Raw genomic sequence first — 20,861 nt, 5'->3', positions numbered from 1 at the left:
CTTTCCCCTCGCGGGAGAGGGGTTGGGGAGAGGGGAACGCGCTTCAAGCCGCCGACTTTGGCGCCACCGTCTCCAGATGCCAGATGTCGCGGTTGTACTCGGCGATGGTGCGATCCGATGAGAAGTGCCCGCTGTGCGCCGTGTTGAGGATGCTCATGCGCAGCCAGTGCTCGCGGTCGCGATAGGCCGCCGCTGCGCGCTCCTGGGCCTCCACATAGCTCCTGAAGTCGGCCGCCGTCATCCAGGGGTCGTGCGGATTGCGGATCGAGAGGATGACCGAATCGAAGACCCCGTTCTCGAACTGGTTGAAGTGCCCGGATTCGAGCAGATTCATCACATCCCGCAACGCCGGATCGCTGGCGATGATGGCATTGGGGTCATAGTGACCGCGCATCGACTCCACGCCCGCCGCCGTCAACCCGAACAGGAAGAAATGATCCTCCCCGACCTGTTCGCGGATCTCGATATTGGCCCCATCGAGCGTGCCGATGGTCACAGCGCCGTTCATCATGAACTTCATGTTGCCCGTGCCCGAGGCCTCCTTGCCCGCCGTCGAGATCTGTTCCGAGAGATCCGTCCCCGGCGCGATCACCTCCATCAGCGACACCCGGTAGTCGGGCACGAAGGCCACGCGCAGCAGGCCCGAGGTGGCGGGATCCATGTTGACGACGCGCGCCACGCTGTTGATCAGCTTGATGATCTGCTTGGCCATGAAATAGCCGGGCGCTGCCTTGCCGCCGATCAGCACGCAGCGCGGCGTCCAGTTGGCCGTGTCGCCGCGCTTGATGCGGTTGTAGAGATGGATGACGTGCAGGATGTTGAGCAGCTGGCGCTTGTATTCGTGGATACGCTTGACCTGGACGTCGAACATCGCTTCCAGAGGGAACTCGACCTTGCAGATCTCGGCGATCTGTTCGGCGAGCCGGGCCTTGTTGGCCTGCTTGATCTCATGCCAGCGCGCGCGGAAGGCGGCATCCTCGGCATGGGGCGCCAGACGCGACAACTGTTCCAGATCGCGTGTCCAGCCCGTGCCAATGGTCTCGTCGAGCAGGTCACGCAGGCCGGGATTGCACATGGCCAGCCAGCGGCGCGGTGTCACCCCATTGGTCTTGTTGTTGAATTTCTCGGGCCAGAGTTCTTGGAAGTCGCGGAACAGTCCCTCGACCAGCAGTTGTGAGTGCAGCGCCGCCACGCCATTGACCGAGAAGCTGCCGACGATCGCCAGATAGGCCATGCGCACCTGCGGATCGTGTCCTTCCTCGATCAGCGACATGCGCCGCTGACGGTCCACGTCGCCCGGCCAGCGCAGCGCCACCTCGGCGAGGAAGCGGGCGTTGATCTCGAAGATGATCTCCAGGATACGCGGCAGGAGCTGGCGGAACAGCCGTACCGGCCAGCGCTCCAGCGCCTCGGGCAGGAGGGTGTGGTTGGTGTAGGCCATGGTACGGCGGGTGATGTCCCAGGCGTCTTGCCATTCGAGATGATGCTCGTCCATGAGCTGACGCATGAGTTCGGCCACGGACACCGCCGGATGGGTGTCGTTGAGCTGAAAGCAGTTCAGATCGGCGAAGCGGCTGAAGTCGCGCCCGTGCAGCCGGATCCAGTCGCGCAGCACGTCCTTGATGCTGGCGCTGGCCAGGAAGTACTGCTGACGCAGACGCAGTTCCTTGCCGTTCTCGCTGGCATCGTTGGGATAGAGCACCATGGTGATGTGCTCGGCGGCGTTCTTCTGCGCCACGGATTCGGTGTAACTGCCGGCGTTGAACTCGTCGAGATCGAACTCGTCGGTCGCCGCCGCCTTCCACAGCCGCAGGGTGTTGACGGTGTCGTTGCGATAGCCGGGCACCGGGACATCATAGGGGACGGCCAACACGTCATGAGTGTCGACCCAGCGCACGATGATGCGCCCGCTCTGGTCGCGATGGGTTTCGGTGTGGCCGCCGAACTGGATGCGCTGGGCGAACTCGGGGCGCTCGATCTCCCAGGGATTGCCTTCACGCAGCCAGTGATCCGGTTCTTCGACCTGGGCGCCGTTCTCGATCGTCTGACGGAACATGCCGTATTCGTAGCGCAACCCGTAGCCGCGCACCGGCAGTTGCAGCGTGGCGCAGGAGTCGAGGAAACAGGCGGCGAGCCGGCCCAGACCGCCGTTGCCCAGACCCGGATCGGGTTCGGTCGAGGCGATCTCTTCCAATTCCAACCCCAACGTGTGCAGACCACGCGCCACGGCCTCATCGAGATCCAGGTTGAAGGTGGCGTTGGACAGCGCCCGGCCCATCAGGAATTCCAGCGACAGATAGTAGGTGCGCTTGCAGCCAGTCTCGTCATAGGCCTGACGGGTCGTCTTCCAACGCTCCATCAGCCGGTCGCGCAAGGTGGTCGCCAGCGCCCGATAGGGGTAGTAGGCCGACAGACAGTCACGGTCGCGCCCGAAGGTGTGGACGTAATAGTGCTTGAAGTCGTGCGCGATCCCCTCGGGGGCGAGCGACAGGGGCGGCAGATCGAAGGTCGAGTCGTTGGGACAGTTCTGGATGAGCTTGGTCGATGAGGACATAGGCCTGGGTTCCTGGTTTCGAAGTGATCGATGGGGTCGTTCAATCGGAAGGCGTCGGAGCATCGGGCTGGAGGCTCGGCAGCGGCGAGTACCCCTGCTTGAAGTCCTCACGCAAGCGTTTGAGCAGACGCCGACGCTCGTCGGCGCCGGCCACCATCAGGGCCGCGAAGGCCGCGCGCCATTGGACCATGTATTCGTAATCGGCCGGGCGGTCAGTGTAGAGCATGATCGCGGTGCAATAGTCGGTCGCCTTCAGATAATCCTTGAAGGGCGCCTCGGTCGGCACCAGCAGCGAGGCGACGATCCGGCGGGCCTGATTGGAGGCTTTGTGTTGAACGCTCATGGGTTTTCAGTCGTGGATCATGGTGACTCGCCAGACGAGTCCTTCGAGTTGGAGTCTCAAGTTGAGCGGCGGCGCCAGGGGCGCGCGCTCGATCCGGACCCGCAGGTCGTCCGGGGCGCTGAAGAAGATCTCCGAGATCGACGCCCAGAGTCCAGGCCCCTGGAGCGTTGGGATCAGCAGGAACTGTTCGCGCACCCAATCGAGCGTCACCAGCCGCTGGAGCACTTCGACGCCATGATGACGGAGTCCGGCCTCCAGCCAGTCGATGAAGGCTTCCGAGACCGTCGTGATGAGACTGTCCTGATCCTTGTCGAGCCGGCGGGCGATCTCGTCGCGCACCGTGTCCAGATCCACCAGGGCGGCGACCGTGGCCTGATCGCCGGCCAGGACCGCGTGCTCCAGACGCCAGAGCGTGCCATAGGGCCAGACGCCGTAGCACAGCGTCAAGACCAGGATCAGGATCGCCGCGTTCGTCAGTGCGTGGCGCACGCGCGGCCAGAGCCGCTCCAGCCAGGGCCAGCGGAGTCGATTCCAGTTCAGGGCGAAGGTCCGCCGGTATGCTCCGGTCTCAGGCATCGTCGGTCTGAAAGTTCTCGATGGCCTCGCATACCTCCAGCCAGGCCATTTCTGTGTCGTCCAGGTCGGCCTGGATCTGGCGTTGCTCGGCCAGCAGCTTGAGCAGCCGATCCTTGGCGGCCGGTTCGTAGAGTTCGGGGGCGGTCAGTTCCTGTTCCAGCGCGGCGCGGCGCTCGCCCAGCTCGCCGAGTCGTCGCTCCAGCGTCTTTTCGCGCGTGCGCAGAGGTTGCAGCGCCTTGCGCGCCTCGGCGGCCTGGCGGCGCTGCTGTTTGCGCTCGCCGCCGCGTTCGCTCGGGCCTGGAGCTGTCGACCCCTTCTGCTCGTCCTGGAACTGGCGCCCGGCGAGCCAGGCCGGGTAGTCGTCGAGATCACCGTCGAACGGACGCACCGCACCGCCGTCGACCAGCCACAGATCATCGCTGGTGACGCGCAACAGATGGCGATCGTGCGAGACCAGTACCAGTGCCCCATCGAATTCCTGGAGCGCCTCGGCCAGCGCCTGGCGCATCTCCAGATCCAGATGGTTGGTCGGCTCGTCGAGCAGCAGCAGATTGGGCCGCTGGCGGATGATGAGGGCGAGCACCAAACGGGCCTTCTCGCCGCCCGAGAGCGGCGCGACCGGCTCCAGGGCGCGATCGCCGGCGAAGCCGAAGCCGCCGAGATAGTCGCGCAGTGCCTGCTCGGTCGCCTGCGGGTCGAGACGGCGCAGATGGGTGAGCGGGCTGTCGTCGGGGCGCAGTTGATCGAGCTGATGCTGGGCGAAATAGCCGATCCGCAGATCCTGGGCGCGCTCGCAGCGTCCGGACTGAAGCGGCAGGGTGCCGGCCAGCAGCTTGATGAGCGTCGACTTGCCGGCCCCGTTGCGTCCGAGCAGGCCGATGCGGTCGCCGGGGTCGAGGCTGAATCCAACCCCATCGAGAATGGGCCGCTCGCCATAGCCGGCCACGGCCTCGTCGAGCCGCAGCAGCGGTCGCGGCAGGTTCTCGGCCGGCTCGAAACCGAAGCGGAAGGGTGAGTCGATATGGGCCGGGGCGATCAGCTCCAGGCGTTCGAGCGCCTTGAGACGGCTCTGGGCCTGACGCGCCTTGCTCGCCTTGGCGCGGAAGCGCTCGACGAAGCTGTGCATGTGGGCGATCTCGCGCTGCTGGCGCGCATAGGCCGCCTGCTGCTGGGCCAGACGCTCGGCGCGCTGGCGCTCGAAGGCCGAATAGTTGCCCGTGTAGAGCGTCAGGCGCTGGTGTTCCAGATGCAGGGTGTGACCGACCACCGCATCGAGGAAATCGCGGTCGTGCGAGATCAGGAGCAGGGTGCCCGGATAGGCTTTGAGCCAGCCTTCGAGCCAGATGACGGCGTCGAGATCCAGATGGTTGGTCGGCTCGTCGAGGAGCAGCAGGTCGGAGCGGCACATGAGGGTGCGGGCCAAAGCCAGCCGCATCCGCCAGCCGCCCGAGTAGCTGTTGACCGGACGCCGTTCGTCGCCGGGCGCAAAGCCCAGGCCGTGCAGCAGCCGCGCGGCCCGGCTCTCGGCCTCATAGGCGCCGATCGACTCCAGCCGTCCGTGCAGCTCGGCCTGACGCAGACCCTCGCCGGCCGCTTCAGCCTCGGCCAGCTCGGACTGGAGCCGGCGCAGTTCACGATCGCCGTCGAGCGCGAACTCGATGGCCGGGCGGTCGGTGTCCGGGGTGTGCTGGGCGACATGGGCGATCTCCCAGCCGGCCGGGATCGTGACCTCGCCCGTGTCGGCATGCAGCTCATCGCGCAGCAGGGCGAACAGGCTCGACTTGCCGCAGCCGTTGGCCCCGACCAGACCGACCCTCCAGCCCGGATAGATGGTGAGTGTGGATGCTTCGAGCAGCCGATCGGGGCCGCGACGGAAACTCAGGTCTTTCAGTTGCAGCATGAACCGCGTTATCTCCGCGCTGGAATGTTGCTTGCCTGAGCGGATTAGACACGATCGAAAGAATCGAGAACAATCCTTTGTCGAGAAAGCCGGGCGGAGGCGGGAAGGCATTGCGCGGTTCCGATCGGTCGACGACCTCCGAATCGTTCGGCCGGCCGGTCATCCGCGCTGCCGGCGCCGGACTCGGATTCAGTAGCGGTACTGGCGTTGATAGGGTTGCTGATACTGTCGTTGTTGATAGTAGTAGTTCTGTTCCTCCTGCTTTTTCTGCTGATCATAGAGGTAGCCGCCCAGCGCGCCGGCGCCGGCGCCGATCAGCGCGCCCTTGCCGGCGTCTCCACTCAGCGAGCCGATCGCGGCTCCACCCACCGCGCCCATGGCGGCTCCAGTGCCGGTTCGGTTTGCTGTCGTCGTTTGGCAGCCCATCAAAAACAGACTCAGGGTGATCGGTATGGTCAAGGTGGTGATTTTCATCGAAGACTCCAATAGAAAACCCGCGACCTCGGTCGCGGAAGGAATGATGGACTACAGCAAGCCGCTACCAGTGCAGATGCGAAATTTCCGAATATTGTAGTCGGGCTTGTTAGAGCCTTCGAGGCGAAGGACAGTTCAATCAAGGGCGGGAGCACTCGGACGCGCCACCGCTTCGATGCGTCCGCCGGCCACCCGGATCTGAAGCCGATCGCCCGGCGCGACCTGAGCCGGATCGCGGACGATCTCGCCCTCGGGCAAGCGGGTCAGGATGGCATAGCCGCGACTCAGCGTGCCCAGCGGACTGCGCGCCTCCAGTCCGGCGACGGCGCGCCACAGCCGTTCGCGCCGATGTGTCAGCAACTCGTACTGCGCACGGTGCAGACGGCGTTCCAGTGCCTCCAGTTGCCAGCGCGCGCGTTCGATCCGATTCGCGGGCGCCTGACGTTCCAGCCGCTCGACGAGCGGTTGCAGACGTCGGCGGGCTGCGCCGATCCGATTGGCGGTGAGCGTGCGCAGCCGCCAATCGGCGCGATCCAGCCGCTGGGCCTGTTGCTGGAGCCGTGCGGACGGGTGCAGCAGACTCAGATGGCGCCGGCTCGCGTTCAGACGCTGGCGAGCCGCGTCGAGTCGCCGCCGCTGGGCGGCGATCAGCCGATTGGAGAGTGTCGCGACGCGCTCGCGCAGATGCGCGCCCGAGGGCGCCACCAGCTCGGCCGCTGCCGAAGGCGTGGCCGCACGCTGGTCGGCGACCAGATCGGCGATGGTGAAGTCGATCTCGTGCCCGACACCGCTGACGACCGGAATCCCGGACGCCCGGATGGCACGCGCCAGCCGCTCGTCGTTGAAGGCGTTGAGATCCTCCAACGAGCCGCCGCCGCGCGCCAGGATCAGCACATCGCATTCGGCGCGTGCGTTGGCCAGTTCGAGCGCGCCGATCAGCGACTCGGGCGCCGACTCGCCCTGGACCTGCGCCGGATAGATCAGCACCGGCAACGCCGGGAAGCGCCGTCCGAGTACCGTGATCAGATCGCGCACCGCCGCCCCGCTCGGCGAGGTGATGAGTCCGACCTGACGCGGAAAGGGCGGCAGCGGACGCTTGAGCGCCGCCTCGAACAACCCCTCGGCGGCGAGCCGCTGCTTGAGCTGCTCGAACGCCAGTCGCAGCGCACCCTCGCCATCCGGCTCCAGATGCTCGATGAGGAGCTGGAACTCGCCTCTGGGTTCGTACAGTGAAACCTGCGCGCGCGCCAGCACCTGCTGCCCGTTGGCCAGACCGAAGGCGAGCCGCTGGCGCTTGGAACGCCACAGCGCGCACCGCACCTGCGCTCCGGCATCCTTGAGGCTGAAATAGACATGCCCCGAGCCGGGCTGAGCCAGATTCGAGACCTCGCCGCGCACCCAGAGCAACGGAAAGCCGGTCTCGAGTACGGCGCGCGCTTCGCTGACGAGGCGCGAAACGCTGTGGATGTCGCGTGAGAATTCCATCTTTACTCTTTGCGTCGGTTATTTTACACTGCCCCGTTTATCTAGAGCACCGCCGGTTGGGGCGGGGGAGCCGGCTCCGACCGGGCGGCGCCAGGCCGCCGGGGCTTTCTGCGCGTTTGCTCCGGTCCCCCCCAGTCTCTCGACGCGATCCGCGGAGCCTCCAGCCATGCGCCTGATCCAGGAAGCACTCACCTTCGACGACGTTCTGCTCGTTCCAGCCCACTCCACCGTGCTGCCGAACGAGGTCGACTTCAGCACCAAACTCACCCGCGCGATCGATCTGCGCATCCCGTTGGTCTCGGCGGCCATGGACACCGTCACTGAATCGCGTCTGGCGATCACCATGGCCCTGGAAGGCGGCATCGGCATCATACACAAGAATATGAGTGCTGAGCGTCAGGCACGCGAAGTGCTGGCGGTCAAGAAGTACGAGAGCGGCATCATCCGCAATCCGATCACCGTCTCGCCGCACATGAGTATCGGCGAGGTGCTGCAACTCACCCATGCCAACAACATCTCCGGCGTCCCCGTCACCGACAAGGGCGAGCTGGTCGGCATCGTCACCGGGCGCGATCTGCGCTTCGAGACCCGCATGGGCGAACCCGTCTCGGCCATCATGACCCCCAAGGAACGCCTGGTCACGGTCCAGGAGGGCGCCAGCCGCGAAGAGGTGCTCGGCCTGCTGCACAAGCATCGCATCGAAAAGGTGCTGGTGGTCAACGATCGCTTCGAGCTGCGCGGACTGATCACGGTCAAGGACATCCAGAAGGCCAAGGACTTCCCGAAAGCCTCGCGTGACGATCACGAACGTCTGCGCTGCGGCGCGGCGGTGAGCGTCGGCAAGGGCACCGAGGAGCGGATCGCGGCGCTGGTCGAGGCGGGCGTCGACGTGGTGGTGGTCGACACCGCGCACGGTCATTCGCAGGGCGTGCTCGATCGGGTGCGCTGGGTCAAGACGCACTATCCGGATCTCCAGGTCATCGGCGGCAACATCGCCACGGCGGATGCGGCGCGTGCACTGGCCGAGGCCGGCGCGGATGCGGTGAAGGTCGGCATCGGGCCGGGCTCGATCTGCACCACCCGCATCGTCGCCGGTGTCGGCGTGCCGCAGATCACGGCGGTGGCCAATGTCACCGAGGCGCTCAAGGGCACCGGCATTCCGCTCATCGCCGATGGCGGGCTGCGTTTCTCGGGCGACATCGCCAAGGCCATCGCCGCCGGCGCGAACAGCGTCATGATCGGCGGACTCTTCGCCGGTACGGATGAAGCGCCGGGTGAGGTCGAGATCTATCAGGGCCGTTCCTACAAGTCCTATCGCGGCATGGGTTCGCTCGGCGCCATGGGTTCCTCCGAAGGCTCCAGCGATCGTTACTTCCAGGAAAACACCGAGAAGGAGAAGCTGGTCCCCGAGGGCATCGAGGGCCGCGTCCCCTACAAGGGCAGCCTGCTCAACGTCATCCATCAGCTCGTCGGCGGACTGGGGTCCAGCATGGGCTACACCGGATGCGCCACCATCGACGCGATGCGCACCAAGCCGCAGTTCGTGCGTGTGAGTGCGGCCGGCATGCGCGAATCCCATGTACATGACGTGCAGATCACCAAGGAAGCGCCCAACTACCGGATCGACAACTAAACATGGCCAATATCCACGCCGATCGTATCCTGATCCTCGACTTCGGGTCGCAGTACACCCAACTCATCGCCCGGCGCGTGCGCGAGGCGGGGGTCTACTGCGAACTCCACGCCTGGGACATGGACGCCCAGTCCATCCGCGAATTCGCGCCCAAGGGCGTCATCCTCTCCGGCGGTCCGCAGTCGGTCCACGAGGCCGAGACGCCGCGCGCCGATCCCATCGTCTTCGAGCTGGGCGTGCCCGTGCTCGGGATCTGCTACGGGCTGCAAACCATGGCCGCCCAGCTCGGCGGCGCCGTGGTGCCCTCGACCCATCGCGAATACGGCTATGCCCAGGTGCGCGCGCGCGGTCACTCACGGCTGCTGCGCCATATCGAGGATCACACCAGCCCCGAGGGACACGGTCTGCTCGACGTCTGGATGAGCCACGGCGATCGGGTCGATGTGCTGCCGCCGGGGTTCAGCGTCATCGCCGAGACCGACAGCGCGCCGCTGGCCGGCATCGCCGACGAGTCGCGCCAGTTCTATGGCGTGCAGTTCCATCCCGAAGTCACCCACACCCGTCAGGGGCAGCGCATCCTGGAGCGCTTCGTCCACGACATCTGCGGCTGTGGCCGGCTGTGGACGCCGGACAACATCATCGAGGACAGTCTGGCGCGCATCCGTGCCCAGGTCGGCACCGACAAGGTGTTGCTCGGACTCTCGGGCGGGGTCGATTCCAGCGTGGTCGCCGCGTTGCTGCATCGGGCCATCGGCGATCAGCTCACCTGCGTCTTCGTCGACAATGGTCTGTTGCGGCTCGGCGAGGGCGATCAGGTGATGAGCACCTTCGCCCGGCACATGGGCGTGCGCGTGATCCGGGTCGACGCCGAGGAGCGTTTTCTCGGTCGGCTCAAGGGTGTCAGCGATCCGGAGCAGAAGCGCAAGATCATCGGCAACACCTTCATCGAAGTCTTCGACGACGAGGCGAGCAAGCTCCAGGACGTCAAGTGGCTGGCGCAGGGCACCATCTATCCCGATGTCATCGAGTCGGCGGGGTCCAAGACCGGCAAGGCCAAGGTCATCAAGTCGCATCACAACGTCGGCGGGCTGCCCGAGGAGATGAACCTCAAGCTGGTCGAGCCGCTGCGCGAACTGTTCAAGGACGAGGTGCGCAAGATCGGTGTCGAGCTGGGTCTGCCCTATGAGATGGTCTATCGCCATCCCTTCCCCGGTCCCGGACTCGGGGTGCGTATCCTCGGCGAGGTGCACAAGGATTACGCCGACACGCTGCGTCAGGCCGATCACATCTTCATCGAGGAACTGCGCCGGGCCGATCTCTACGATCAGGTTTCGCAGGCGTTCGCCGTGTTCCTGCCGGTGCGCTCGGTCGGCGTGGTCGGCGACAACCGGCTCTATGCGCCCGTGATCGCCCTGCGCGCGGTCGAGACCATCGACTTCATGACGGCACGCTGGGCGCATCTGCCCTATGACTTCCTGGATCTGGTCTGCCGGCGCATCGCCAACGAAGTGCCGAACGTCTCGCGCGTGGTCTATGACATCACCGGCAAGCCGCCGGGGACCATCGAGTGGGAATGAGCCGAGGCTGAATCGGCGTGAGCGACACATTCGCTGACGCAGACGCGCACTGGATGCGCCACGCCCTGGAGCTGGCGCGGTGCGCGGCCGAGGAGGGGGAGGTTCCGGTCGGGGCGGTGCTGGTTCGGGAGGGCGAGATCCTGGGCGAGGGCTGGAACCGTCCGATCATCCGGCACGACCCGAGCGCCCATGCCGAGATTCAGGCTCTGCGCGATGCCGGGCGGCACGTCGGTAACTATCGCCTGCCCGGCTCGATCCTCTATGTCACGCTCGAACCCTGCGTCATGTGCGCCGGGGCCATCGTTCATGCGCGTGTCGCTCAGGTGGTCTACGGCGCGCCCGACCCCAAGGCCGGCGCCTGCGGCAGCGTCTTCAATCTGCTGCCATCCGATGGACGCTTCAATCATCGCACCGAGGTGCGCGGCGGTCTGCTCGCCGAGGACTGCGGCGAGATGCTCAGAGCCTTCTTTCGCGCGCGTCGTACCCGTCCAGTGTCGACCAAAACCACGACGGCTTGAGCTGGAAAGCGCACCCGCCGCTCAACGCCGGCTCGCCCGGTAGCTCGACTGATAGAGGCGCATGGCGTCCAGGCGTTCAGGCACGTCGCCACCGAAAAGATTGAAATAGGTCTCGGCGAAATGGCGGTCGGCGCCCAGGATGTGGGCCAGCAGCCAATCGCGGATGATGCCCTGAGTGGTCTCGTCGAAGACCGTCAGACCCTCCTCGCGCCACTCGCGCAGCAGGGCGGTGAATTCGGCCATGAGCACGGCGTGCTCGCATTGATGCTCGCCGATGCCCTCATAGTCGAACGAGCGCATGAACGCCTCTTCACGCTGGAAATGCGCGCGCATCGACTCGCCAAGGCGAGCGAGGGCGTCGAGTAGCGCGTTGGCGTCTCCCGAACGTCCGTGAGAGGCCTCGGGGCAGAAACGCAGACAGATATCGGCGAGCTGCTCGATCAGCGCGCGGTGATCCTGATCGAGCAGCTCGATATCGAGCGACCATTCATCGTGCCAAGTCAGTAGCTTAGTCATGAAATCCTCCAATGTGCAGACTCTTTTGGTCCGCTTTATATCTTTTCTAGGTTGGCGCCAGGACGCCGGTTGATGCCAAAAACCGCGCGGAAATCACTCGCGACGCGGTTTGAAGGGAAGAATGCGAACGATCCCACCCTGAGACTGTTGCCCGCCCGACTGCTTGAGTGTCAACTGATCGATAGCTGGGCCGATCTCAGACAACAGCCGCCGCTGTACGGCCTTCAAATCACTGAAATAGTAGACCATCTCACAGGAAACAGGGTCGCACAGCGAAGCCCGTCCGACGAACGGTCGCCAGGCCAGTCGGATCAGTCGTCCGCCCTCGCCGTCGTGATAGGCGTAGCCGCCCAGGGCATCGACGAAGATGACCTCCTCGGCGTCGATCACGGCCAGATATTGCATCGAGCGGATCGGGACGAACACGCTCGATCCGCGCGCCTGTTTCAGCAGTCGGCGCAGGGCGTTGTGGATGGGAGCCGGGATGGTGGTCAGCTCGCGCGCATATTCGGTATCGGGACGGAAGAAGACTTCCCGGACGAAGTAGCTGGACATGGCCGGCGCGTTCTCATCGAGGTGGAATCGGCTTCGGCTCCGGCGGGCCTCAAGCGATGCCCAGGCCGGAGCGGTCGGGATCGAGGTGCGATGTCAGTCGGTCTCGTCGAGTTCCGGATCCCAGCCGGTGGCGCGCGCCCGCTCGATGGCTTCGGCATAGATGCGCGCATGGCGTTCGCGCAGTTCGGGCGGCAGGTTGGAGACTAGATGGCCATAGGGCTGCCAAGCGGCTGTCACCTTGTCGTAGAGGGCATCGATGCCCTGGATCGTCCAGCCTTCGCAGGTCTCGTCCTCGGGGATGATCCCGAACACCCAGGCATCGCGGATGATGTTGGCCGTCGGGGTCATGGCCTGTTCCTGGTTGTGGATGCCCTCGTAGATCTTTGGCTTCATTGAGGCGTGCTCGGCTTCTCGACGTTGAAAAATGGATGCTGGATAAGAATCTTCGTGTGCATCGCTGCGATCCGCACCAGCGACCGGATATGGGTGCCGGGGCGCGAAAATCCAGATGGGCGATGGAGATCGATAACATTGCCCGCGCTGGTGTTGATGGGGCGATGTGCACGGGGGAGCATTGTGAACGAGACGGACGAAACCGTGGTCGATTTTATGCGGCATGGCGAGCCTGTGGGCGGGCGGCGCTATCGCGGGCACGGCATCGACGATCCGCTGTCACCGCTCGGTTGGGAGCAGATGCGCGGCGCAGTCGGCGAGCACTGTCAGTGGGATCAGATCATCAGCTCGCCGTTGCGCCGGTGCCGGCTCTTCGCCGCTGAGTTGGCGGCGCGGCACGCCTTGCCACTGGCCGTCGACTCGGAGTTTCGCGAGATCGGCATGGGAGGCTGGGAGGGGCGTTCACACCAGGAGATCCGCACGTTCGAGTCCGAGCGATTCGCCGCTTTCAAGCGCGATCCCGTGGCGGTCAGGCCGCCGGGCGGTGAGTCGCTGGAGCCGTTTCAGCGTCGGATCGTTGCGGCCTATGAGCGCCAAGTTGCTGCCTATCCGGGGCGGCGTCTGCTGATCGTCTGTCATGCCGGGGTGATCCGCGCTGTTCTGGGGCATGCACTGGGCGCGCGACCGGAGCGCTGGTATCGGTTGCAGATCGGTCACGCCACGATCAGCCGTATTCGTGTGGATCGCTTTGGCATTTCCTCCATTGCGATCCAGGCGAGTATCGTAGATTGACCGGCAGTGTGGTTTCGGCTCAAGCACCGTCGATCGTTCAGCGAGCTGAACGACAGGGTGCTTGCTTGTCTCAATCCGCGCCCGACCTTGCGGCCGGGCGATGTCTGGCATGACGCATGATTTCAATTCGCTCCCCCGGACAGATACAGCCGCTGAAACTCCAGTGCATCGACCGGATGCCCGAGATGGAAGCCCTGACCGATGTCGCACCCCTGACTGCGCAGGAGCGCACACTGCACGGCGTTTTCGATCCCCTCGGCCACGACCGGATAGCCTAGATTCCGCGCCAGATCGAGGATCGAGGCGGCGACCACGCGCGCGGCCTGATCCTCGCTCAGATCCTTCACGAACTCGCGATCCAGCTTGAGCCCGCTCGCCGGGTAGTTCTTGATCGACTTCAGCGACGAGTAGCCGGTGCCGAAGTCGTCGATCCAGATCTCGAATCCCGCCGCGCGCAGTGCCTTGAGGTTGGCGATGGCCAGGGCCTCGTTGCGGGCGATGGCCGTCTCGGTGATCTCCAGATGCAGGCGCTCCATTCCGACGCCCTCCTGTTCCAGGATAAATTGGAGTCGCGTGCTCAGGTCGGCCTGACTCAACTCGATCGCCGAGACATTGACGGCGAATGGGATTCGCGCCAATCCCAGCGCATCCCAGACCCGCAGTTGTCGGCAGGCACGGCGCAGCACCCATTCACCGATCTCGATGATCTGCCCCGTGCTCTCGGCGACCGGGATGAAGCTCGCCGGCGAGAGTGGCGTGCCGTCCCCGAGCGTGAGTCGCAGCAGCACCTCGGCGCCGGTCAGATGCCCGGTCGCCAGTGCGAACTGGGGCTGGAAATGCAGGGTGAAGCTGTCCTGGCGCAACGCTTCCTGGAGCAGCGACTCGGTGCGCAGATGGGGCGTGCCCGGCGCCTCCCAACTGGACTCGTAGAGCGCGTATCTGTTGCGTCCGGCCTGCTCGGCGCGCTTGAGTGCGGTGTCGGCGTTGCGCATCAGATCCTGGGCGCTGGTGCTCTCGGCGAGTCCGCTCGCGGCGGCGATGCCGATGCTCACCGACAGATGGAGTCGCGAGCCCTGCTGGAGAAATCCCTCGGCGATGTGACTGTGCAGATGGGCGGCGAGTTCGCCGAGCCGCTGGGGGTGGTGTACCCGTGCCAGCGCGACGCCGAACTCGTCGGCGCCGGTGCGGGCGAAGCAGATGTCGTGCTCGACGACCCCGACGCGGTCGCACGTCGATTCGGAGCGCAGCGCGCCATCGAGCCGCAGGGCGAGTTCACACAGGATTTGATCGCCGCTCTCGTAGCTCAGTTCACGGTTGACGCGATGGAAACCGTCGATGTCGAGCAGCAGGGCGGCCGCCGACAGATGCGGGACACTGTCGAGGATCGCCTGCTGGAGAAAGCGCATGAAATGGGCGCGATGCGCCAGTCCGGTGAGTCGGTCGGCTGGGATGGCGACATCGAGAGCCGGGCGCGATCTGGCGCCGGACGGCGGCAACGGAACCATGACGGCCTCGGCATCCTCGTTCAGACGCTCCAGACCCAGACCGACCAGATCCGTCAGCGCGCCCAGGGTCTGGTGCCAGGGGGGCGCGAGTGCCGGATCGACCCAGAGCACCAGGCCATGGATGCGGCTGGTGGTCGAGATCCGCGACAGCAGGCAGGTCCGATCGGGGCCGGCGCTCGCCCAGGCGAACCCCTGCTTGAGCGCCTGACCGAAGCGGTCTCGCTCGATGAGCTCGTCGACGAGGGCACGCAACCTGTCCTGTGCGGCGGACGGCACGCAATGGACGATCTCGAGACAGGCGTCCGGCTGGCGAAGCAGAAAGGCCATCTGGGCCGTCGGCAGGAGCAGGCGCGTGCCGCGTTCGATGACGGCGAGCAGCTCGGCGAACGAGCGGCAAGCCGGCAGGCGGGCCATGGCCTCCCGCAACACATCGAGCGCGAGTGGGTGGATGCCCGACGCCGAACCCGACGAGAGGTCGTTGACCGACTCGGCGGGGCAGAGGAATCTGGGGTGTGGAATCTGTTTCATCACGCCTCCATGAAGGCCGAGATAACGTCCCGCGTGGCGGTGATGGTCGCTTCGAGTATGGTCGGGAGTCGTTCGATATCGAGTCCCGTCAGATGCCAGGCTCCGTCGTCGAGCACCGGAACCCAGCGCGTGCCGCTGGTGCCGAGTCTGAGACTGTTGACGATCAGATCCGCGACATGCACGACAGCGGTCTCGGGACTGGAGCGCGACGCGCGCCAGGGAGCATGATGATCGGAGACGGCCGAGCGGAAGACCTCGGGCAGTTGCCAGTGCGCGAGCAGGATGGCGCCGAGTTCGGTGTGGTCGATACCCAGGTATTGCTGCTCCAGATCGTGCAGATGGCCCTGGCGTTCTCGGTGGGCCTGCAGGGCGGAACTCATGTCGAGCGGTTCGAGGATATAGAGCGGCAGGCGCCCGATGTCGTGCAGCAGTCCGGCCAGATAGGCGTGTTCCGGATTGGCCTGGCCGCCCTGGCGCGCGATGAGACGGGCCGCGACTCCGCAGGCGAGGCCATGCTCCCAGAACGAGCGCATGGACACCGCGCCGAGCGGCAGATCGCGGAACACCGTCAGCAGGGTCGTTGACAGCACCAGATGGTGGGTGGCGGTCGTGCCGATGAGTGTCAGGGCGCGCCTGATGTCGTCGACCTCGGTCGCCAGTCCATAGAGCGGACTGTTGGCGACACGCAGTACGCGCGTACTCATGGACGGGTCGGATTCGATGAGGCCGGCCACCGTTTCCAGCGAGCCGTCCGGGGTCTCGATGGCCTCGCGCACGCGATGGTAGACAGCCGGGAGTGAGGGTAGCTCGCCGAGTCGCTCGATGAGGCGGTCAGCGTCCATGCCCTGACTCCTAGGAACGGTCGAGCGCCCGGTTCAGGCACAGCGCGTGCAATGCCTGGATCATGGGATGCTCGCGATTGCTCAGGCTGAATTGGATGTCGATCGACCGTCGGATCTCGTCGATGGCCTTGGGATCGCGGACCGCTGGATCGGCCGTGTCCTCGTCCTGCACGATGCCGACCTCGACCACGCCCCATGACCTCAGCGCCCGAATCTGGCGCTCGCCCAGGACGACGCCGGCACGGATCAGGATCTGACCATGAGGATCATGGACGTCTTTGGCAAGCCGCATTCCTGGTTGGATCTCCGCGAGGCGCATGAGAGGCTTTCCGCTGTCGTCGTCGATTGGCGCATTCTACATCATGCAATCAGTGCAGGCGCTGCCCCGCGCACCAGGTCTCGAAATAGCGCTGCATGACCTCGCGCGCCTGGGGTGGGTAGTCGAGCGTCTCCATCTGGCCCATACCCTCGCGGAAGAAGTCGGGGGCCTCCTCGGACAGGTGTTCGGCGATGGTCTGGAAGGCGGCTTCCATGAGCGCCGGCTGGCGGGTGCGGGTGGCGACGATGGCGCGGTTGATCAGGAGCACGCGCCAGGGATGGGCCGGATTGTCGGTCTCCAGTTCCAGGGCGCGCTCGATGCCGATGGCATCCATGATCTCGTTCATGAGTCCATAGAGTTCGGTCAGCGACTCTGGCCGGCGCAGGCCATTGGCGAGCCGGGCGAGTGCGTTGACCACGGGCTCGGGATGAGGCAGCTCGCAGCCGCGACGCAGCATCCAGACGCTGAGCGGCAGGGCGAGCCGTTCCAGTGCCTGGGCTTGAGTCGGCAGGTTGAGGCGCTGGGCCAGCTCGGTGAGCTGGACGATCAGACGCAGTCCGTGCTCCAGGATGAGTTCGGGGTCGGAGCCGGTCGCCTGCCGGATCTGGCGCGCGAAGTCGGCCTCTGATCCGCTGTCGGCGGCGTGCAGGACATCGAGCAGGCGTTCGAGTCCCGCGAGCAGCGTCCGTGGCGTCGGCTCGATGGGTTCGGCCGACTCGTCGCTGACGCGCTGGAGTTCCTCGCCGAGTTCGTCGAGACGCTGCGCGATGTGGCTGATGTCGATCGGTGGCAGCATGGATGTCTGACCTCTTCGTCGACCGGTCCCTGAGTGGGATGGGTCCATGAATCCCGAAAGCATAGCAATCGCACGGATATTCGTCGCGCGCCCGATCGCACGTCACAGTCGCCATTCGGTTAAACTAGGATGATGTCTCCCATCCCAGATCTGCATACCCACTCGACCGCCTCCGACGGCACCCTCACGCCGACGGAGCTGGTCGCGCGCGCCGGCGCGGCTGGGGTGCGGGTGCTGGCGCTCACCGATCACGACAACACCGACGGTTTGGCCGAGGCCGAGTACGCCGCCGCCCAGCATAGCTTGATCCTGATTCCAGGCGTCGAGATCTCAGTGACCTGGAACACGCTCACGGTGCATGTGGTGGGTCTGCGGCTCGATCCGGCCAACACGGAGCTTCAGACCGGGCTGGCGCGACTGATGGAGTTTCGCGCCTGGCGTGCCGAGGAGATCGGGCGGCGGCTGGCCAAGCATGGTATCGACGACGCCTACGCGGGCGCGCGGGCGCTGGCCAAGGGCCGTCTGGTCGGTCGGACGCATTTCGCGCGTTTGCTGGTCAATCAACGGCGCGCGGCCGATACCAACGCGGTTTTTCGCCACTTCCTCACGCGCGGTAAGCCGGGCCATGTGCCGGGCGACTGGGCGAGTCTGGAGGAAGCGCTCGGCTGGATTCGCGGCGCCGGCGGCGAGGCGGTGATCGCGCATCCGGCCCGCTATGGTCTGACGCGCACCCGGATGCAGCGGCTGCTCGGCGAGTTCCGCGAGCTGGGCGGCGTCGGCGTCGAGGTCGTCACCGGCAGTCACAGTCGTGACGAAGCCTTCACCTTCGCCCGTCATGCGCGCGAGCAGCGTCTGCGCGCCTCGGCGGGTTCCGATTATCATGGACCCGAGAATCCCTGGCTCGAACTCGGTCGGCTGCCACCGTTGCCCGAGGGCTGTGCGCCCGTCTGGCGCGACTGGCCCGAATCCGAGCCACGGATGGCCTGCGGTTAGCGAACCGAGAACCCTTCATGGCGCAGTTCTTTCAGATCCATCCCGACAATCCGCAACCGCGACTCATCCGTCGTGCGGTCGAAATCCTGCTCGAAGGCGGGGTCATCGTCTATCCGACCGATTCGTCCTATGCGCTCGGCTGTCAGATCGGCGAGAAATCGGCGATGGAGCGCATCCGGCGCATCCGTCGGCTCGACGACAAGCACAATTTCACCCTGGTCTGTCGCGATCTCTCCGAGATCGCCAGCTATGCCAAGATCGACGATCAGGCCTATCGGATGCTCAAGTCGCTCACGCCCGGCGCCTATACCTTCATCCATGAGGCGACCAAGCAGGTGCCGCGCCGACTGCTGCATCCGCGCCGCAAGGCGATCGGTCTGCGGGTGCCGGACAATGAAATCTGTCGCGCGCTGCTCGGCGAACTCGATCAGCCGATCCTGAGCACCACGCTGATCCTGCCCGATCACGACGAGCCGCTGACCGATCCCTACGACATGCGTGAGGCGCTCGACAAGCACGTGGATCTGATCATCGACGGCGGCTTCTGCGGACTGGAGCCGACGACCGTGGTCGACATGACGGCCGATCCGCCGGCCCTGGTGCGTCGCGGCAAGGGCGACGCCACACTGTTCGAGGAATGATGCAAGCGCTCAATCACATGCAACTGCTGGCGGTCCTGGCCGTGCCGGTTCTGCTGGCCATCACCGTGCACGAGGCCGCCCACGGCTGGGTCGCCAACAAGCTCGGCGATCACACCGCGCTCAAGCTCGGGCGCGTGACCTTCAATCCGCTGCGGCATGTCGACCTGGTCGGCACGCTGCTGGTACCGGCGCTGGCCTTCTTCTTCACCGGCTTTCTGTTCGGCTGGGCCAAGCCGGTGCCGGTGAACTGGCGCAATCTGCATCATCCGAGGCGCGACATGGCGCTGGTGGCGGTCGCGGGTCCGGGGGCCAATCTGATCATGGCGCTCGCCTGGGGGCTGATCATCCAGGCCGGGCTGCTGCTGTATCCGGTCAGCCAGTGGATTGCGCTGCCGTTGGTCTACACGGGCGCGGCGGGCGTGCTCATCAATGTCTTCCTGATGGTGCTGAACCTGGTGCCGCTGCTGCCGCTCGACGGCGGGCGGGTGCTCAATTCGCTGCTGCCGCCGCGTCTGGCCTATCTGTTCTCACGGCTCGAACCCTTTGGATTGATCATCCTGCTGATCCTGCTCGTCACCGGACTACTCGGAACCGTCCTGATCCCGGTCGTCGTCTGGACCGTCGGGTTGCTGCCGGGCAGTGGGATCGTCAAGGAACTCTTTTTCGTCTGACACGCGAGGTCATCGACTCTTGGCTTCTGTCTCAAATCAACATGCGCGCGTGCTCTCGGGCATGCGTCCGACCGGACGGCTGCATCTCGGCCATTATCACGGCGTGCTCAAGAACTGGCTGGAGTTGCAGCACGAGTACGAGTGCTTCTTCTTCGTCGCCGACTGGCACGCACTCACCACCCATTACGAGGATCCGACCAAGATCCCCGAGAGCACGCGGGACATGGTGATCGACTGGCTGGCTGCCGGTATCAATCCCGGCTCGGCCACGCTGTTCGTCCAGTCGCGGGTGCCCGAACATGCCGAGCTGCATCTGCTGCTGTCCATGATCACGCCGCTCGGCTGGCTCGAACGGGTGCCGAGCTACAAGGATCAGCAGGAGAAGCTCAAGGAACGCGATCTGGCGACCTATGGTTTCCTCGGCTATCCGCTGCTTCAGAGCGCCGACATCCTCATCTACAAAGCCGGCCAGGTGCCGGTCGGCGAGGATCAGGTCGCCCATGTCGAGCTGACGCGCGAGGTGGCGCGCCGCTTCAATCACATCTTCGGGCGCGAGCCGGACTTCGAGGTCAAGGCCGAAGAGGCCAAGAAGAAGATGGGCAAGAAGAACGCCAAGCTGTTCGACGAGTTGCGGCGGCGCTATCAGGAACAGGGCGATCAGGAGGCGCTGGAAGTGGCGCGCGCGCTGCTCGAAGGTCAGGGCAACATAACCCTGTCCGACCGCGAGCGGCTGTTCGGCTATCTGGAAGGCGGCGGGCGCATCATCCTGCCCGAGCCGCAGGCGCTCTTGACCAAGGCGTCGAAGATGCCGGGGCTGGACGGTCAGAAGATGTCCAAGTCCTACGACAACACGATCTCACTGCGCGACTCGCCAGCCGAGGTCGAGAAGGCGCTACGCACCATGCCGACCGATCCGGCGCGGGTGCGACGCACCGACCCCGGCGAGCCAGAGAAGTGCCCGGTGTGGCAGTTCCATCAGGTCTATTCCGACAGCTCGGTGCACGAGTGGGTGCAGCAGGGCTGCCGTTCGGCGGGAATCGGCTGTCTGGAGTGCAAGCAGCCGATCATCGATGCCGTGCTCGCGGAGCTGGCGCCGATCCAGGAGCGCGCGCGCGAGTACGAGGCCCAGCCCGATCTGGTGCGCAGTATCCTCAACGAAGGCTGCGAGAAAGCCCGCGATGTGGCACGCGAGACCATGGAAGAGGTCCGTCACGCCATGTCGCTGGTGATGTCCTGAAGTCCGTCGAACC

General features: G+C 65.4%; 21 protein-coding genes. 8 read left to right on the top strand and 13 right to left on the bottom strand.

The annotated features are described in order from the left end of the window. Positions 1-43: 43 nt before the first annotated feature. From HW932_RS10250 to xseA, 6 genes are all read right to left on the bottom strand, one after another. Positions 44-2,554, bottom strand: coding sequence for a glycogen/starch/alpha-glucan phosphorylase (locus HW932_RS10250; RefSeq protein WP_176976401.1), 2,511 nt, complete (start codon positions 2,552-2,554; stop codon positions 44-46). A gap of 40 nt (positions 2,555-2,594) precedes the next feature. Next, entirely contained in the window at positions 2,595-2,897 is a 303-nt protein-coding gene (locus HW932_RS10245; protein WP_176976400.1) for a hypothetical protein, read from the bottom strand. Between the two features lie 6 nt (positions 2,898-2,903). Continuing rightward, positions 2,904-3,473 carry a DUF2939 domain-containing protein gene (locus tag HW932_RS10240; RefSeq protein WP_176976399.1) on the bottom strand — a complete coding sequence of 190 codons (570 nt, stop codon included), beginning with the start codon at positions 3,471-3,473 and terminating at the stop codon, positions 2,904-2,906. Continuing rightward, positions 3,466-5,373 (bottom strand): ATP-binding cassette domain-containing protein, encoded by a 1,908-nt coding sequence (locus HW932_RS10235; protein WP_176976398.1) that lies wholly within the window; start codon positions 5,371-5,373, stop codon positions 3,466-3,468. Before HW932_RS10235 ends, HW932_RS10240 begins: the two co-directional genes overlap by 8 nt. A gap of 189 nt (positions 5,374-5,562) precedes the next feature. Next, positions 5,563-5,847 carry a glycine zipper domain-containing protein gene (locus HW932_RS10230; protein ID WP_176976397.1) on the bottom strand — a complete coding sequence of 95 codons (285 nt, stop codon included), beginning with the start codon at positions 5,845-5,847 and terminating at the stop codon, positions 5,563-5,565. A gap of 135 nt (positions 5,848-5,982) precedes the next feature. Continuing rightward, the gene (xseA, locus tag HW932_RS10225) at positions 5,983-7,332 is read right to left on the bottom strand and encodes an exodeoxyribonuclease VII large subunit (protein WP_176976396.1); all 1,350 of its coding nucleotides are present in this window, start codon (positions 7,330-7,332) and stop codon (positions 5,983-5,985) included. Between the two features lie 166 nt (positions 7,333-7,498). Here xseA and guaB point away from each other — a divergent pair, with 166 nt between their 5' ends. Genes guaB through tadA form a run of 3 tightly spaced genes read left to right on the top strand, consistent with a single transcriptional unit; the run spans position 7,499 to position 11,060 of the window. Then, the gene (gene guaB, locus HW932_RS10220) at positions 7,499-8,965 is read left to right on the top strand and encodes an IMP dehydrogenase (RefSeq protein WP_012971885.1); all 1,467 of its coding nucleotides are present in this window, start codon (positions 7,499-7,501) and stop codon (positions 8,963-8,965) included. A gap of 2 nt (positions 8,966-8,967) precedes the next feature. Beyond that, positions 8,968-10,542: a glutamine-hydrolyzing GMP synthase gene (gene guaA / locus HW932_RS10215; protein WP_176976395.1), complete on the top strand. Its 1,575-nt coding sequence runs from the start codon at positions 8,968-8,970 to the stop codon at positions 10,540-10,542. A gap of 17 nt (positions 10,543-10,559) precedes the next feature. Continuing rightward, entirely contained in the window at positions 10,560-11,060 is a 501-nt protein-coding gene (tadA, locus tag HW932_RS10210; RefSeq protein WP_343047222.1) for a tRNA adenosine(34) deaminase TadA, read from the top strand. 21 nt (positions 11,061-11,081) lie between these two features. On the opposite strand, the gene HW932_RS10205 is transcribed toward tadA, so the two are convergent. The 3 genes from HW932_RS10205 to HW932_RS10195 all read right to left on the bottom strand — a co-directional run bounded on the left by HW932_RS10205 (position 11,082) and on the right by HW932_RS10195 (position 12,524). Further along, complete coding sequence (locus HW932_RS10205; RefSeq protein WP_176976394.1) at positions 11,082-11,576, bottom strand: bacteriohemerythrin; 495 nt, start codon at positions 11,574-11,576, stop codon at positions 11,082-11,084. A 93-nt stretch (positions 11,577-11,669) separates the two neighbouring features. After that, positions 11,670-12,131: a hypothetical protein gene (locus tag HW932_RS10200; protein ID WP_176976393.1), complete on the bottom strand. Its 462-nt coding sequence runs from the start codon at positions 12,129-12,131 to the stop codon at positions 11,670-11,672. A gap of 93 nt (positions 12,132-12,224) precedes the next feature. Beyond that, the gene (locus tag HW932_RS10195) at positions 12,225-12,524 is read right to left on the bottom strand and encodes a hypothetical protein (RefSeq protein WP_012971880.1); all 300 of its coding nucleotides are present in this window, start codon (positions 12,522-12,524) and stop codon (positions 12,225-12,227) included. Between the two features lie 204 nt (positions 12,525-12,728). Here HW932_RS10195 and HW932_RS10190 point away from each other — a divergent pair, with 204 nt between their 5' ends. Then, on the top strand, positions 12,729-13,316 hold the full coding sequence (locus tag HW932_RS10190; protein WP_343047219.1) for a histidine phosphatase family protein: 588 nt from the start codon (positions 12,729-12,731) through the stop codon (positions 13,314-13,316). A gap of 122 nt (positions 13,317-13,438) precedes the next feature. Here the strand turns inward: HW932_RS10190 and HW932_RS10185 are convergent, their stop codons facing one another. The 4 genes from HW932_RS10185 to HW932_RS10170 all read right to left on the bottom strand — a co-directional run bounded on the left by HW932_RS10185 (position 13,439) and on the right by HW932_RS10170 (position 17,306). Beyond that, positions 13,439-15,349, bottom strand: coding sequence for a putative bifunctional diguanylate cyclase/phosphodiesterase (locus HW932_RS10185; protein WP_176976392.1), 1,911 nt, complete (start codon positions 15,347-15,349; stop codon positions 13,439-13,441). After that, a complete protein-coding gene (locus tag HW932_RS10180) occupies positions 15,349-16,191 on the bottom strand; it encodes an HDOD domain-containing protein (RefSeq protein WP_176976391.1) in 843 nt (280 codons plus the stop codon). The genes HW932_RS10185 and HW932_RS10180 overlap by 1 nt, the downstream gene beginning before the upstream one ends. A gap of 10 nt (positions 16,192-16,201) precedes the next feature. Beyond that, a complete protein-coding gene (locus HW932_RS10175; RefSeq protein ID WP_246296767.1) occupies positions 16,202-16,483 on the bottom strand; it encodes a hypothetical protein in 282 nt (93 codons plus the stop codon). A gap of 76 nt (positions 16,484-16,559) precedes the next feature. Beyond that, the gene (locus HW932_RS10170) at positions 16,560-17,306 is read right to left on the bottom strand and encodes a hypothetical protein (protein WP_176976389.1); all 747 of its coding nucleotides are present in this window, start codon (positions 17,304-17,306) and stop codon (positions 16,560-16,562) included. 132 nt (positions 17,307-17,438) lie between these two features. Between HW932_RS10170 and HW932_RS10165 the strand changes: the two genes are divergently transcribed. Genes HW932_RS10165 through HW932_RS10150 form a run of 4 tightly spaced genes read left to right on the top strand, consistent with a single transcriptional unit; the run spans position 17,439 to position 20,848 of the window. After that, positions 17,439-18,299 carry a PHP domain-containing protein gene (locus tag HW932_RS10165; protein ID WP_176976388.1) on the top strand — a complete coding sequence of 287 codons (861 nt, stop codon included), beginning with the start codon at positions 17,439-17,441 and terminating at the stop codon, positions 18,297-18,299. Between the two features lie 17 nt (positions 18,300-18,316). Further along, entirely contained in the window at positions 18,317-18,940 is a 624-nt protein-coding gene (locus HW932_RS10160) for an L-threonylcarbamoyladenylate synthase (protein ID WP_176976387.1), read from the top strand. Next, a complete protein-coding gene (locus HW932_RS10155; RefSeq protein ID WP_176976386.1) occupies positions 18,940-19,611 on the top strand; it encodes a site-2 protease family protein in 672 nt (223 codons plus the stop codon). The genes HW932_RS10160 and HW932_RS10155 overlap by 1 nt, the downstream gene beginning before the upstream one ends. Positions 19,612-19,630: 19 nt before the next feature. After that, a complete protein-coding gene (locus HW932_RS10150) occupies positions 19,631-20,848 on the top strand; it encodes a tryptophan--tRNA ligase (RefSeq protein ID WP_176976385.1) in 1,218 nt (405 codons plus the stop codon). The last annotated feature ends 13 nt before the right edge of the window (positions 20,849-20,861 follow it).

Origin of the sequence: Allochromatium humboldtianum (genome assembly GCF_013385175.1) — a bacterium.
In the GTDB taxonomy this organism is placed as follows: domain Bacteria; phylum Pseudomonadota; class Gammaproteobacteria; order Chromatiales; family Chromatiaceae; genus Thermochromatium; species Thermochromatium humboldtianum.
This window is presented reverse-complemented; position numbering and strand designations above follow the sequence as displayed.

Bases quoted from the DNA above. Each gene is read 5' to 3' on its own strand.
- HW932_RS10250 (WP_176976401.1), bottom strand. From the start codon at position 2,554: ATGTCCTCATCGACCAAGCTCATCCAGAACTGTCCCAACGACTCGACC.
- HW932_RS10245 (WP_176976400.1), bottom strand. From the start codon at position 2,897: ATGAGCGTTCAACACAAAGCCTCCAATCAGGCCCGCCGGATCGTCGCC.
- HW932_RS10240 (WP_176976399.1), bottom strand. From the start codon at position 3,473: ATGCCTGAGACCGGAGCATACCGGCGGACCTTCGCCCTGAACTGGAAT.
- HW932_RS10235 (WP_176976398.1), bottom strand. From the start codon at position 5,373: ATGCTGCAACTGAAAGACCTGAGTTTCCGTCGCGGCCCCGATCGGCTG.
- HW932_RS10230 (WP_176976397.1), bottom strand. From the start codon at position 5,847: ATGAAAATCACCACCTTGACCATACCGATCACCCTGAGTCTGTTTTTG.
- xseA (WP_176976396.1), bottom strand. From the start codon at position 7,332: ATGGAATTCTCACGCGACATCCACAGCGTTTCGCGCCTCGTCAGCGAA.
- guaB (WP_012971885.1), top strand. From the start codon at position 7,499: ATGCGCCTGATCCAGGAAGCACTCACCTTCGACGACGTTCTGCTCGTT.
- guaA (WP_176976395.1), top strand. From the start codon at position 8,968: ATGGCCAATATCCACGCCGATCGTATCCTGATCCTCGACTTCGGGTCG.
- HW932_RS10205 (WP_176976394.1), bottom strand. From the start codon at position 11,576: ATGACTAAGCTACTGACTTGGCACGATGAATGGTCGCTCGATATCGAG.
- HW932_RS10200 (WP_176976393.1), bottom strand. From the start codon at position 12,131: ATGTCCAGCTACTTCGTCCGGGAAGTCTTCTTCCGTCCCGATACCGAA.
- HW932_RS10195 (WP_012971880.1), bottom strand. From the start codon at position 12,524: ATGAAGCCAAAGATCTACGAGGGCATCCACAACCAGGAACAGGCCATG.
- HW932_RS10185 (WP_176976392.1), bottom strand. From the start codon at position 15,349: ATGAAACAGATTCCACACCCCAGATTCCTCTGCCCCGCCGAGTCGGTC.
- HW932_RS10180 (WP_176976391.1), bottom strand. From the start codon at position 16,191: ATGGACGCTGACCGCCTCATCGAGCGACTCGGCGAGCTACCCTCACTC.
- HW932_RS10175 (WP_246296767.1), bottom strand. From the start codon at position 16,483: ATGCGGCTTGCCAAAGACGTCCATGATCCTCATGGTCAGATCCTGATC.
- HW932_RS10170 (WP_176976389.1), bottom strand. From the start codon at position 17,306: ATGCTGCCACCGATCGACATCAGCCACATCGCGCAGCGTCTCGACGAA.
- HW932_RS10165 (WP_176976388.1), top strand. From the start codon at position 17,439: ATGTCTCCCATCCCAGATCTGCATACCCACTCGACCGCCTCCGACGGC.
- HW932_RS10160 (WP_176976387.1), top strand. From the start codon at position 18,317: ATGGCGCAGTTCTTTCAGATCCATCCCGACAATCCGCAACCGCGACTC.
- HW932_RS10155 (WP_176976386.1), top strand. From the start codon at position 18,940: ATGCAAGCGCTCAATCACATGCAACTGCTGGCGGTCCTGGCCGTGCCG.